At 37.5% G+C, this 13219-nt stretch carries 10 protein-coding genes and 1 other annotated feature; of the genes, 8 read left to right on the top strand and 2 right to left on the bottom strand.

What is annotated here, in order from left to right:
* The first annotated feature begins 906 nt into the window (after window positions 1-906).
* The 7 genes from RCG25_RS19825 to RCG25_RS19795 all read left to right on the top strand — a co-directional run bounded on the left by RCG25_RS19825 (window position 907) and on the right by RCG25_RS19795 (window position 9485).
* Window positions 907-1686 (top strand): DUF2268 domain-containing putative Zn-dependent protease, encoded by a 780-nt coding sequence (locus RCG25_RS19825; RefSeq protein WP_308080543.1) that lies wholly within the window; start codon window positions 907-909, stop codon window positions 1684-1686.
* A 162-nt stretch (window positions 1687-1848) separates the two neighbouring features.
* A complete protein-coding gene (locus tag RCG25_RS19820) occupies window positions 1849-2874 on the top strand; it encodes an ABC transporter ATP-binding protein (protein ID WP_308080542.1) in 1026 nt (341 codons plus the stop codon).
* Entirely contained in the window at window positions 2871-3875 is a 1005-nt protein-coding gene (locus RCG25_RS19815) for an ABC transporter ATP-binding protein (RefSeq protein WP_308080541.1), read from the top strand. Before RCG25_RS19820 ends, RCG25_RS19815 begins: the two co-directional genes overlap by 4 nt.
* A 38-nt stretch (window positions 3876-3913) precedes the next feature.
* Window positions 3914-5626, top strand: a complete 1713-nt coding sequence (gene opp4A, locus RCG25_RS19810) for an oligopeptide ABC transporter substrate-binding protein (RefSeq protein ID WP_308080540.1) — start codon at window positions 3914-3916, stop codon at window positions 5624-5626.
* Between the two features lie 177 nt (window positions 5627-5803).
* Entirely contained in the window at window positions 5804-6769 is a 966-nt protein-coding gene (gene opp4B / locus RCG25_RS19805; protein WP_308080539.1) for an oligopeptide ABC transporter permease, read from the top strand.
* An 11-nt stretch (window positions 6770-6780) separates the two neighbouring features.
* Complete coding sequence (gene opp4C / locus RCG25_RS19800) at window positions 6781-7692, top strand: oligopeptide ABC transporter permease (protein ID WP_308080538.1); 912 nt, start codon at window positions 6781-6783, stop codon at window positions 7690-7692.
* A 1046-nt stretch (window positions 7693-8738) separates the two neighbouring features.
* Window positions 8739-9485, top strand: a complete 747-nt coding sequence (locus tag RCG25_RS19795; RefSeq protein ID WP_308080537.1) for a YjbA family protein — start codon at window positions 8739-8741, stop codon at window positions 9483-9485.
* Window positions 9486-9546: 61 nt separating this feature from the next.
* Here the strand turns inward: RCG25_RS19795 and trpS are convergent, their stop codons facing one another.
* Window positions 9547-10536, bottom strand: a complete 990-nt coding sequence (gene trpS, locus RCG25_RS19790; RefSeq protein ID WP_308080536.1) for a tryptophan--tRNA ligase — start codon at window positions 10534-10536, stop codon at window positions 9547-9549.
* 49 nt (window positions 10537-10585) lie between these two features.
* Window positions 10586-10837: a binding site (T-box leader), on the bottom strand.
* A 46-nt stretch (window positions 10838-10883) separates the two neighbouring features.
* Window positions 10884-11249, bottom strand: a complete 366-nt coding sequence (locus tag RCG25_RS19785) for a DUF3899 domain-containing protein (RefSeq protein WP_308080535.1) — start codon at window positions 11247-11249, stop codon at window positions 10884-10886.
* 221 nt (window positions 11250-11470) lie between these two features.
* Between RCG25_RS19785 and RCG25_RS19780 the strand changes: the two genes are divergently transcribed.
* Window positions 11471-13165, top strand: a complete 1695-nt coding sequence (locus tag RCG25_RS19780) for a peptide ABC transporter substrate-binding protein (protein ID WP_308080534.1) — start codon at window positions 11471-11473, stop codon at window positions 13163-13165.
* Window positions 13166-13219: the final 54 nt, after the last annotated feature.

Here is a 13219-nt window from a genome sequence, read left to right as displayed (position 1 = left end):
AATCGGGTGTTGATTTGGACACGATAAGATGAATACATAGGTGATCGTGTCCGAATCGGGTGTTGATTTAGACAGCTAAGATGGATTCAAAGGCGGTCGTGTCCGAATCGGGTGTTGATTTGGACAGCTAAGATGGATGCAAAGGCGACCGTGTCCGAATCGAGTGTTGATTTGGACAGCTAAGATGAATGCAAGGGCAATGATGTCCGAATCAGGTGAGGATTCGGACAGCTAAGATGAATACAGGGGCAATGGTGTCCAAAACGGGTGTTGATTTGGACAGCTAAGATGGATCCAAAGGCGATCGTGTCCGAATCGGGTGTTGATTTGGACACGATAAGATGAATACATAGGTGATCGTGTCCGAATCGGGTGTTGATTTAGACAGCTAAGATGGATGCAAAGGCAATCGTGTCCGAATCGGGTGTTGATTTGGACAGCTAAGATGGATGCAAAGGCGACCGTGTCCGAATCGAGTGTTGATTTGGACAGCTAAGATGAATGCAAGGGCAATGATGTCCGAATCAGGTGAGGATTCGGACAGCTAAGATGAATACAGGGGCAATGGTGTCCAAAACGGGTGTTGATTTGGACAGCTAAGATGGATCCAAAGGCGATCGTGTCCGAATCGGGTGTTGATTTAGACAGCTAAGATGGATTCAAAGGCGGTCGTGTCCGAATCGAGTGTTGATTTGGACACGCTAAGATGAATTCACTGGTCGCCGTGTCCGAATATGTCAGACTCTCAGTAAATACTAAATAATAAATACATTTTTTTTAAAAATCCAAACACCATTCTTTTCAATTAAAACTTATATACCTTCATCTCCACTGCTAATGTTAAAGAACATCTTTGTCAATCAATTCATAAAATGGTTAAAGCGGGCTTACAGGAGGTGGAGAAGTATGGGAGTAATCAAAACAGACAGCTGGTTATTGGCCGATTTTGATAATGCCATAAAAATATGTGAAAAACTGCAACCGTATTTCAAGGGGAAAACAGCAAAACAAATTTACAACCAATTATTAAACTTTGGGATGTATCAGCCTTCGAGATCTTCAAAGGATTTCCTCCACGAAATGAATGAACAGAAAGTATGGGACCAAGTGGAACGTCTATTGGCTAAATATAAAGTTAAATGGAATGGTCCGGACATACCTGTTTTTCTCTTTCCTTTAGCCCAGTCTAGAAGTCTTTTTAGTAGAACAGACAGGAATAAGGGAGGAGTTTCTTTTCCTGATAAAATGTTTTTATTTCTTTCCTCCCATGAAGATGCCAAAGAGATAGAAGCATTGTTTGTCCATGAATATCATCATGTATGCAGGCTCCGTAAGATGAATAAAAAAATGGAGGATTATACACTATTAGATTCATTGGTAATTGAAGGTTTGGCTGAATATGCAGTATTGAAGCAGTGTGGAGAGGATTACTTAGCAGATTGGTGTAGTATGTATACTGAAAAAGAAATAACATATTTTTGGAATAAATTTCTAAAAAAACAATTAGAGTTAAAAAAGAATGAAAGAGTTCACGACGAACTATTATTTGGAGGTGGAAGAGTACCTAAATTACTAGGGTATGCTGTTGGATATAACATTATTGATAAATATTACAAAAATCATAATTATTCTACAAAACTATCATTTGAGATACCAGCTGACAAATTTGTCAATAAAGCAAAATAGTGGAAGATGAAAAAGCCTGTTAAATCAGGCTTTTTTTGTTTTCACTAGATTGAAAATTATCAAGATTGTAAAAAAGTCTTGCAATTGTAACAATTCAGTAATAGAATTTTATTAGAATATAACGAATTCACAGAATAATCCAAAAAAGTAAGAAGGTGTACTATGAGCATAAAAAAATCGTTACTCAAAGAGGCACCATTGCTCGAAGTGAGAAATTTAGAGACAGCCTTTGATATTGAGGGTACTGATTATAACGCAGTAGATAATGTATCTTTCACTGTAAAGCCACGACAAATTGTGGGGGTTGTGGGTGAATCTGGCTGTGGTAAATCTGTTATGAGTCTATCAATTATGAAGCTACTTCCAAAAGGAATTGGAAAAGTAAAATCGGGTGAAATCATTTTCGATGGTGTAAATCTTGAGAAAATGAATGAATCACAAATAAATAAAATTCGTGGAAAAGACGTGTCAATGATTTTCCAAGAGCCAATGACATCTTTAAACCCAGTATTTACGATTGGCTATCAGCTGCAAGAAGTCCTTTTCAATCATATGAAGATTTCAAAACAAGAGGCTCGTCAAAAAGCAATAGCTCTTTTAAAGAGTGTAGGGATCTCTCGACCTGAAAAAATTGTGGACGAATATCCCCATCAATTGTCAGGTGGAATGAGACAAAGGGTCATGATTGCAATTGCCATTGCCTGTCAGCCTAAGCTATTAATTGCGGATGAGCCAACTACTGCGCTTGATGTTACGGTGCAGGCACAAATATTGGAACTTTTAAAAGACATCCAATCTGTAAATGATATGTCCGTTATTTTGATTACACATGATTTAGGTGTAGTTGCAGAAATGTGTGATGAAGTTATTGTCATGTATGCTGGTAAAATTGTAGAACGGACGGATGTCGATACACTCTTTCATAATCCTAAACATCCATACACTACATTACTTTTGGGTGCAATCCCAAAAATGGAGGAAACGGAAGAACGATTAAGCTCAATTCAAGGAATTGTACCATCTCTGATCAATATGCCAAAAGTGGGCTGCCGTTTTGCCAATCGATGTCCAAAAGCTATGCCTGACTGTTTTACTATTACCCCTGAACTAGCAGAAGCAGAGGATCGTCATGAAGTTGCCTGCCTGCTTTTTGAAACTAGTAAACCAAGACAAGGGGTGAGTAAATGAGTACCGGAACTGTACATAAGAACCAGGAGGCCACTCAAGCAGAGAATCTATTAGAGATACAGAATCTCAAAACCTATTATCCTGTTAAAGGTGGTTTTTTTAAACGAACCGTTGGAAATGTGAAAGCGGTTGATAATATCTCTTTTGAAATTAAAAGAGGGGAAACACTTGGACTAGTTGGTGAATCAGGCTGTGGTAAGTCTACAGCAGGTCGGACGATTCTACGATTATTAAAACCAACCGATGGGAAAATTCTCTTTGACGGAAAAAATATAACGAATATATCTGGGAAGTCTCTTCAAGAAATTCGAAAAGATATGCAGATGGTATTTCAGGACCCTTATGCTTCTTTGAATCCGATGCAAATGGTAGGGGATATCATCGCTGAACCTATTTATAATTTCTCCAGAAAAAGTAAAGAAGAATTAAAACAAGAAGTGATGGATTTATTAACAAAAGTGGGTTTACCACAGGATGCCTATTATAAATATGCTCATGAATTTTCAGGCGGTCAGCGCCAAAGAATTGGTATCGCTCGTGCCCTTGCCCTGAGACCGAAACTAATTATTGCGGATGAACCAGTTTCTGCACTTGATGTATCCGTCCAATCACAAGTATTAAATCTATTAAAAGATTTACAAAAAGAATTTGATTTAACCTTCCTCTTTATTGCGCATGACTTAAGTGTTGTGAAGCACATGAGCGATAGGATTGGTGTGATGTATTTAGGTAATATGGTTGAGATTGCAGATAAGGACAGCCTTTATGCACAACCACTACATCCATACACACAGGCGTTAATTTCGGCAATACCATCTCCTGACCCAAGGGTGAAAAAAGAAAGAATTATTTTAAAAGGGGATGTACCAAGTCCAATTAATCCGCCGTCGGGCTGTCCATTCCATCCACGTTGTCCAATGGCAATGGAGGAGTGTTCGAAAAGTAAACCAGTATTAAAGGAGGTGAAGCCTTCTCATCGAGTAGCTTGCCACCTTTACTAAAAAAGGAAAAAAATACAATTTCTCTAGGGGGGAAAACAATGAAGAAGAAAAGTATGCTTATGCTGGCTGCCTTGATGCTTGTTCTATCAGCATTCTTAGCAGCATGTAGCAGCGACAAAGCAGGTACAAAGAAAAACGAAAACGAAGGTAAGTCTGGTGAAACAGCTGAAAAACCTCAGGATGGCGGTACATTAGTATACGCGCTTGATTCAGCTCCTGAAGGCAAATTTAACTACACATTTTATGGAACAGCAACAGACCAATATGTAATTGATTTCTTTGATGAAAACCTTATTGATTACGATGCACAATTGAAAGCACAGCCACATATTGCTTCTTGGAAAACTGAAGATAATAAAGTATTTGATTTTGAAATTAAAAAAGGTGTTAAATGGCACAATGGTGATGAGTTATCAGTAAAAGACTGGGAATTCTCATTATACACTGTTGCTAACAAAGACTATGAAGGTCCACGTTTTGATAACGTTAGAAATATCGTAGGTGCACAAGATTTCCATGATGGAAAAACAGATAAAATTGAAGGTATTAAAGTAATTGATGATTACCATATCCAAATTACTTTTGATAAAGCGCGTGTAAACAACTTGGATAACCTTTGGACATACCCAATGAACCGTACTGCATTTAAAGGTATTGCAGTAAAAGATATGATGAGCTCTGAGCAAGTACGTACCAAGCCAGTGGGCTTAGGACCATTTAAAGTGACTAAAGTGGTTCCAGGTGAATCAGTAGAAATGGAACGCTTTGATGACTATTTCGGTGGTAAACCACATATTGAAAAGGTTGTTGTAAAAGTTATTGACCCATCTCTATCTGTGGGAGAACTTAAAAACGGTACACTTGATATGACATCATTCCACCCAAGCATTATTGATCAAGTAAGGGCACTTGACAATGTAAATACAATTACTTACCCAGGTGTTAGCTACTATTATGTTGGATTCAGATTAGGTACTTGGGATGGCGAGAAGAACGTCATGAATGAACCAAAATACCAAGAGAAAAAGCTTCGTGAAGCAATGTACTACGCAATTAATCGCGAAGAGTGGGTTAAGGCATTCTTCTTTGGTGTTGGTAAACCGGTTAACCGTCCTATCCCAACAAATCACTGGATTGCTGCAGATAATAAAGATTTAGAACAATACAAATACGACCCGAAAAAAGCAAAAGAATTGTTAGACGAAGCTGGATACAAAGATGTTGATGGCGATGGCTTCCGTGAAGATCCAAACGGTAAGAAATTTGTTGTAAACTTCAGTCACTATGCAACATCAAACCCAACATTCGAATCACGTGCAAAAGCGTTAACTCAATATTGGGAAGAAGTAGGTTTAAAAACTAAGTTAACTATGACTGATGCTAACTTATACTATGACATGCTTGAAAAAGCAGATAAATCAATGGAAGTATTCTTCGGCGGCTGGTCAACAGGTGCTGATCCAGATCCAACTCCACTTTGGGGAACAAAATCACTTTGGAACTACCCTCGTTGGGTAAATGCTGATAGTGATAAGTTATTAGACCAAGCACTTGATATTAATGTAGTAGGAACTGATAGCGAAAAGCGTAAAGACCTTTATGTTCAATGGCAAAAACTATTCATGAAGGAACTTCCTGTGTTACCAATTGCTGAGCTTGAAGAAACAATGGCAGTAAGCAAGCGCGTTAACGGTGTGAAGTTCGACGTTTCTGGTAACAACCGTCCAAATGAATGGTGGATTAAACAATAATTACAAAAAGATTAACATGTAAAAAACTATGTTAATTGCTTAATAGGATTGAATAATTCCAGGGGTTCAGTGGGATGAGGGAGGAAGTATACTGCTTCCAATTTCCCTCCTCCCATTTGAACACTTTGGATACATACAACATGTATGTAACATAGTTTAAAGACAAGGAGAATGCACATGCTGAAGTATGCATTTCGTAGAATTCTGGGCATGATTCCGATGTTATTCCTCATTTCGATCGTTGTTTTTTCCTTGGCAAAATTGATGCCAGGAGATTCCCTAAGCGGGGAAATCGACCCAAGGAATACCGACCCACAATATATTGCTGATATGCGGGAAAAGCTGGGTTATAATGACCCGTTACCACAGCAATATGCACGTTGGATTGGAGATTTTGTTCAAGGGGATTTTGGTAAGTCAGCTCGTTTTAAAATACCGGCAGCAGAAGTAATCGGAGAACGTATACCTAATACATTGCTACTAGGTTTTACCTCCATATTAATAACTTATATTCTTGCCTTTTTTATGGGCTCATATGCCGGAAGAAAACCATATACTTTAGGGGATAATTTAATTGGAGGTCTAAATTATTTAGGTCTATCCATACCGTCGTTTATTGCTGGGGTATTTGCCATTTTCCTTTTTTCTTTTACGTTAAGTTGGTTTCCCTCAAATGGTTCAGTTGACATAGGTGTTACCGATGGGACACTGGAATATTGGTTAAGCCGCCTACATCATGTATTTCTTCCTGCAGTAGTCCTAGGACTATTAAGTACGGCAAGCTATACACAATTTTTACGTAACGATATAATAGATAATAGCCGAAAAGATTTTGTTCGTACTGCACGAGCAAAGGGAACGCCTGAGAGAAAAATTTACAATGTTCATATCTTAAGAAACTCAATTATTCCACTTATTACTTTTTTAGGTTTTGATTTAGTTGCAATTATCAGTGGAGCGATTATCACTGAAACAATTTTTACTTATCCAGGTCTTGGACAACTATTCTTACAATCAGTTGGTACCAGGGATTACCCAGTTTTAATGACGTTGACAATGTTATTCTCCTTCTTAACACTAGTTGGCAACCTTGTAGCTGACATTTTATACGGTGTTGTAGATCCGAGAATTAGGCTAGATTAGGGGGAGAAAAAATGGAAATTGTAACTCAGAAAAATCCTAATATTAGTACAGCACCCCCGAAAAAAAGTTTATCACCGTGGGCTATCGCTAGAAAAAAGTTTTTAAAGAACAAACTGGCTATGATTAGCTTTGTATTCTTAGTCATTGTGGCAATCATTTCTTTTCTTGCACCATATATTACAACCGCTGATGTTACAAGGATTAATATTGGTCAGATGTCTTTAGAGCCATCGAGTAAACATTGGCTTGGCACAGACAAGGCAGGTAGGGATGTATTCACCAGGTTACTATATGGTGGACGAATTTCATTATTAGTAGGACTAAGCTGTACACTTTTTGTCATATTCCTCGGGACAATTATTGGCTCGATTTCAGGCTATTTTGGTGGTGCAGTAGATAGTATACTAATGAGATTTACAGATTTTATCTTAAACTTTCCTTTTCTTGTATTTGTTATTGTGCTAAATGCCATTCTTTTTGGAAAAGTAAATGGGTTATGGGTTTTAATTGGGACCATAAGCATATTAAGCTGGGGTGGAATTGCGAGGATTGTTCGAAGTAAGATTCTTGCTGAAAAAGAAAATGAATACATTGTAGCTGCCATTTCAATTGGCTGTTCTCCTGCTAAAATAATCGTTAAACATTTATTACCCAATATCTTATCAACCATTATTGTTCAAGCGACAATTACATTTGCAACAATGATAGTTGCGGAGACAGGTTTAAGCTTTCTAGGCTTTGGTGTTCCTCAAGAAATTCCAAGCTGGGGGAATATGTTAAATTCAGCAAATGAACCAGATGTACTCCAGTTTAAACTTTGGATCTGGGTGCCCCCTGCCTTAACGATTACTGCAACTATTTTATCGATAAACTTTATCGGTGAAGGCTTAAAAGACGCCTTTAATCCAAAATCAAGAAGATAAAATCTACCATTACGACATGGTAGATTTTTTTGTTATGGAGAAGAAGGGCGCATAGAAGCAGTCTATGAGCCCAAAGTGGCTAAAAGAAAGAGAAGAAGGGCGCATAGAAGCAGTCTATGAGCCCAAACTGGCTGAAAGAAAGAGAAGAAGGTCGCATAGAAGAGGTCTATGAGCCCAAAGTGGCTAAAAGAAAGAGAAGAAGGTCGCATAGAAGCAGTCTATGAGCCCAATCTGGCTGAAAGAAAGAGAAGAAGGTCGAATAGAAGCGGTCTATGAGCCCAAACTGCCTGAAAGAAAGAGAAGAAGGTCGCATAGAAGCAGTCTATGAGCCCAAAGTGGCTAAAAGAAAGAGAAGAAGGGCGCATAGATATAAATGCTAATTTAAGCATGTACAAAAATGATTGCTTATTGACCCAGGCATTTTCCCTTAGCTCTAGCACAACTTTACATGGAGAGGCGGGCATGATAGCCTTGTGTGGCAAAGCCAGCCCTTGATACTGCTGGCTTCTTGGCTCGGAAGCCATGCCCCCAGACAGAGGCTCCATGTCAAGTTTCTCCGCTTTCCCACTAACTTCAATTAATTTCCATAAAATCATTTTTGTACATTGTTATGCAATGTTTTGTCATTTACACATAGAAGCAGTCTATGAGCCCAAATTGTCTGAAAGAAAGAGAAGAAGGTCGCATAGAAGCGGTCTATGAACCCAAAGTGTCTGAAAGAAAGAGAAGAAGGGCGCATAGAAGCAGTCTATGAGCCCAAACTGGCTGAAAGAAAGAGAAGAAGGGCGCATAGAAGCGGTCTATGGGCCCAAAGTGGCTAAAGAAAGAGAAGAAGGTCGCATAGAAGCACTCTATGAGCCCAAGTTATGTACCAATATATTTCCTAACATAAATATAGGAGACGCACCATATACATATGAATAATTTAAAGGGACAAGTATTAAATTTAATAAATACAGTTGGTGCAAAATATATATTAAGGAATAATTTAACTAAGGTCTGCCCATACTGATTGACAAACAGTTTTTGAAGTGAGGGGTTGTAAAATGTTGTATCTTCATGATGTTTGGGTAAATTGGTTTGAAGGGGAAGAAAACGGTTATAATGTATGCCACTTTCATGAATGGCGTAAGGATGATGGAGTGGAATTGTTGGACCAAGTACCACTTTTAAAAATCGAGCCGATTCTATTTAACTACATCGAGAATGATTTATCAGAATTACCTCAACAGCTCCTAGATGACATTTATCAGAAAGCATATTTAAGAAAAAACCATGAAAGAGTTCAACTTGATTATTGTTTCGTTGTCACAGACGGGACAGGGATTTTAGCCGTAGATACGATTGGCTATACCATCCCTATTCGAAAAAGCAGACTAATTCCAAGACAGGAACAGCTTGTTTACGAGATGATTAGTCAGCATGAAGCTAAAAAATACCATTTTTATGGACAACCGAAAACAAAGGATTTTCATATTCTTTCACCTGAACCAGAACTGATGAATGGATTGACGAGAAAAGAACGTCAGTTAAAGCAACTATTGTTCATGGCTCTTGACCAATTACTTTCATCAAATAATGAAGCAGAGGTAAGGTATTGGTTTACAGAATGGTGTCCTGAGAAATATTCGACTATTCAAGAATTGAATTTTGAGGAAGCGTGGGAACAGCTCTTTGAGGAAGCAAAGTACGGCTGGTCTAAACGGCATGAAACTTTTTGTGAGAATTTAATTAAGGGACAGCCCTTTTTCGAGAAGCTTTGGGAAATGGAACATGGTCCTAAAGTAAACTAAAAGCCTGATCCAAAAGGAATAAATCCTTTTGGGCTCAGGCTTTTGTTTTTTAAAATTTATATTATTTTCTCTTTCGGCCAAGACCCATGGCGTTTTCCATCTTTTTAAGGGTCTTGTTTGCCACAAGGTTTGCCTTTTCAGCTCCACGATCTAAAATTTCATCCAGTTCGCTTGATTCCATTAAGTTATAATATTTCTCTTGAATTGGTTTAAAGACATTAACCACTACATCAGCTAAATCACCTTTAAAATCTCCATATCCTTTACCAACATACATTTCCTCAATTTCGGCAATAGGTTTCTTAGCCAAAATTGAATAAATGGAAAGCAGATTGGAAACACCTGGTTTATTTTCTTTATCAAATTTGACAATTCCGTCTGAGTCTGTAACAGCGCTTTTTATTTTTTTAATGATCTGTTTAGGGTCATCTAAAGGAGTAATAAAAGACTTTTGATTTGGGTCTGATTTACTCATTTTTTTGGTAGGCTCTTGGAGAGACATAATTCGAGCGCCGACCTTAGGAATACTGATTTCCGGTACAGTAAGGATATCATTGTATTTTTTGTTAAATCTTTCGGCCAAGTCACGTGTTAATTCCATATGTTGCTTTTGGTCTTCGCCGACCGGTACAAGATCTGTATTATACAATAATATATCTGCAGCCATTAGAGGTGGATAGGTCAATAGACTAGCTGAAACAGCTTCTTTACCTGTTGATTTGTCTTTAAATTGTGTCATTCTTTCCAATTCACCAATATAAGAGACACACTGCATCATCCAACCTGCTTGAGCGTGTGCAGGTACCTCAGATTGGATAAATAAGGATGCCTTGTTTGGATCAATCCCTACAGCAATATATAGCGCAGCTAAGCTTCTAATATTTTTACGGAGTGTTACAGGATCTTGGGGAACTGTTATGGCATGCTGGTCTACGATGCAAAAGTAGCAATTATATTCATGTTGCAACTCGACAAATTGCATCATAGCCCCTATATAGTTCCCAAGTGTTATTGTACCACTCGGCTGAATACCAGAAAAAATCGTTTTCATTATTAATCCTCCTAAAAGTTATATAAAAAAAACCATTCATCCCTAATACTATAGGGACGAATGGTTCGCGGTACCACCCTAAATTACTCATATGAGTCACTCAGTTCCAAAATAGCTGGTCGCCTTTTGGAGTCCTACTAACGCAAGGATCACGTCTATTCCTACTACTTCTATTTTCCTAAATAGAAGGTTCAGATAGAAGCTCAAAAGTCCATTCCGTATTTTTTCGCGTTTGTTTTCACCAGCCACAAACTCTCTTAACCGAATGAAAATACGTACTAATCTTTATCATCGCTAAACATCTTATATTTGATTATGCTAATTATAAATGAAGAACATAACCAGTTTCAAGTCTGCAAATAATAATAGAGGCAAAGAGCTCCTAACATGAGTAATCCATTGACCAATCCGTAAAAAAGGAGGGGCTTCTGATCGATAGTGATTAACTCAGATAGTGCTGGAATTTCCTCCAACTTTCTCTTGTTTTCTCCTCTTGAAAAAGCAAGATTAAAGGATTTACCTATTACATCGTAAAAGCCGGAATGAATCGTGTAGAGAAGCAACGATGTTAACAGAAGTAGAGAGGAAATGTAAAAAGATATATTGATATAGCTAAGTAAGGAAATTTCCATATTGGAAATGAAGGAAATTATTACTATTAACAACTGTGTTAGTCCAAGAACAACAAATTTCTTCTTAAATCTAGGATTCACTAGATTACCTCCAAATCATTGATTTAATAAGGGAAACTACCGAATATTATACATGAAAATCTGTATAAGTCTAAATTATATCATAGCTATTTGTAATGATTACGTAAAAATTGTTTCTAACTTGTAAATTAAATTATAAAAAATAATGTACAATTAATTCAAAATATGTATAATAGAGAATGTAGTAATTTTTCAGAATAATAGAAAAGGGAGGTCTACAAGTGAAGAAATCAAAACTTTCACTACTTTTAGTTTTATCACTAGTACTTAGCATGTTCCTAGCAGCATGTTCAGGCGGCGGTGATAAAAACGAAGGCAAAACCAAAAATGAAGGCAAAAATAATGCTGGATCTGAAGAGAAATTAGCGGATGAGCAAGTTCTTAACGTTTTAGAATCTGCTGAGATCCCAACGATGGACAGTGTAATGGCTGAGGACGTAATGGGCTTTACAATGTTAAACGCTACTAACGAAGGTTTATATCGTTTAGATGCAGACCAAAAGGTTGTTCCAGGTGTAGCTGATGGTATGCCAAAATACAACGACGACAAAACAGTCTTAACTATTAAATTAAGACAAGATGCAAAATGGTCAAATGGTGACCCTGTAACTGCTCATGATTTTGTATACGCATGGCAACGTGCAATCAATCCAGAAACTGCTTCACCTTATGGTCCATACTTCATGATGGGCAAAATCAAAAATGCAACTGAAATTTCTGAAGGTAAAGCAAAGCTTGAAGATCTTGGAATTAAAGCTCTAGATGATTATACAGTGGAAATTACTCTAGTAAGAGCATTACCTTACATCGAGTCTTATATCACTTTCCAATTATTCTACCCACAAAACCAAAAGTTTGTTGAAGCACAAGGCGCTGACTATGCGAAAGATGCTTCTCACTTACTTTACAATGGTCCTTTCAAAATGACTAAGTGGGATGGCCCAACTGCTACTGAGTGGGTATTAGAAAAGAACGAAACTTATACAAATGCTAAAGACGTTACTTTAACAAAAATCAACTTCAACGTGTCAAAAGACCCACAAGCATCTGCTAATGCATTTACTGCTGGTGAAACTGACATTACACCAAAGCTTGCACAAGCTGCAATCCTTTCACAATATGAAGGATCAGATGAATTATTACGTTACCAAGAGCCATCAATCTGGTGGTTAAAAATGAACGAAAAGAACCCTGCTTTGAAAAACAAAAACATCCGTAAAGCGATTGCATTGTCTGTGGACAAAAAGGCATTAGTTGACGATGTATTAGCAAACGGTTCTATCGAAGCTGATTTCTTAGTACCAAAAGGTTTTGCTTTCTTAGATGGAAAAGACTTCCGTGATACGGCTGGCCAATGGTCTAAGACAAACAAAGAAGAAGCTAAGAAATATTGGGATAAAGGTTTAGCTGAACTAGGTGTTAAAGAAGTGAAGTTCACTTATGTTGGTCAAGACACTGAAACTGCTAAAACTACAGATGCATTCATTAAAGACCAGTTAGAGAAAAATCTTCCTGGATTAAAGCTTACAATTGAAAGCGTACCGTTCAAAATCCGTATCGCTCGTGAAAATAAATTTGAATATGATTTATTAATGGGTGGTTGGGGACCAGACTATGCTGACCCAATGACATACATGGATCTTTGGATTACTGGCGGAGAACAACAACATATGGATTACTCAAATCCAGAATTTGATAAGTTGATCAAAGCTGCAAGTGAAGATTTAGTTGATAAGCCACAAGAGCGCTGGAAAGCATTACAAGATGCAGAAAAAATCTTGTTAGAAGATGATGCAGCAATTGCACCACTTTACCAACGTTCTGTTAACTTGTTAATTAATCCAAAAGTTAAAGGTTTTGCTCACCATGCATTTGGTGCAGATTATAGTTACCAGTGGATTAAAATCACAAAATAGTAACTATACTAATCAAATAGGAAGAGAGTATATTTCATCAATATACTCTCTTTT

It is taken from the genome of Neobacillus sp. PS2-9, assembly GCF_030915525.1.
Lineage (GTDB): Bacteria > Bacillota > Bacilli > Bacillales > Cytobacillaceae > Neobacillus.
The sequence above is the reverse complement of the archived record's forward strand: the minus strand, read 5'-3'. Positions and strand labels throughout refer to the sequence as shown.

What these genes read in the sequence shown, in the direction of transcription:
- RCG25_RS19795 (WP_308080537.1), top strand. Translation starts at nt 8,739, where the DNA reads ATGTTGTATCTTCATGATGTTTGGGTAAATTGGTTTGAAGGGGAAGAA.
- opp4A (WP_308080540.1), top strand. Translation starts at nt 3,914, where the DNA reads ATGAAGAAGAAAAGTATGCTTATGCTGGCTGCCTTGATGCTTGTTCTA.
- RCG25_RS19815 (WP_308080541.1), top strand. Translation starts at nt 2,871, where the DNA reads ATGAGTACCGGAACTGTACATAAGAACCAGGAGGCCACTCAAGCAGAG.
- RCG25_RS19820 (WP_308080542.1), top strand. Translation starts at nt 1,849, where the DNA reads ATGAGCATAAAAAAATCGTTACTCAAAGAGGCACCATTGCTCGAAGTG.
- trpS (WP_308080536.1), bottom strand. Translation starts at nt 10,536, where the DNA reads ATGAAAACGATTTTTTCTGGTATTCAGCCGAGTGGTACAATAACACTT.
- opp4B (WP_308080539.1), top strand. Translation starts at nt 5,804, where the DNA reads ATGCTGAAGTATGCATTTCGTAGAATTCTGGGCATGATTCCGATGTTA.
- opp4C (WP_308080538.1), top strand. Translation starts at nt 6,781, where the DNA reads ATGGAAATTGTAACTCAGAAAAATCCTAATATTAGTACAGCACCCCCG.
- RCG25_RS19825 (WP_308080543.1), top strand. Translation starts at nt 907, where the DNA reads ATGGGAGTAATCAAAACAGACAGCTGGTTATTGGCCGATTTTGATAAT.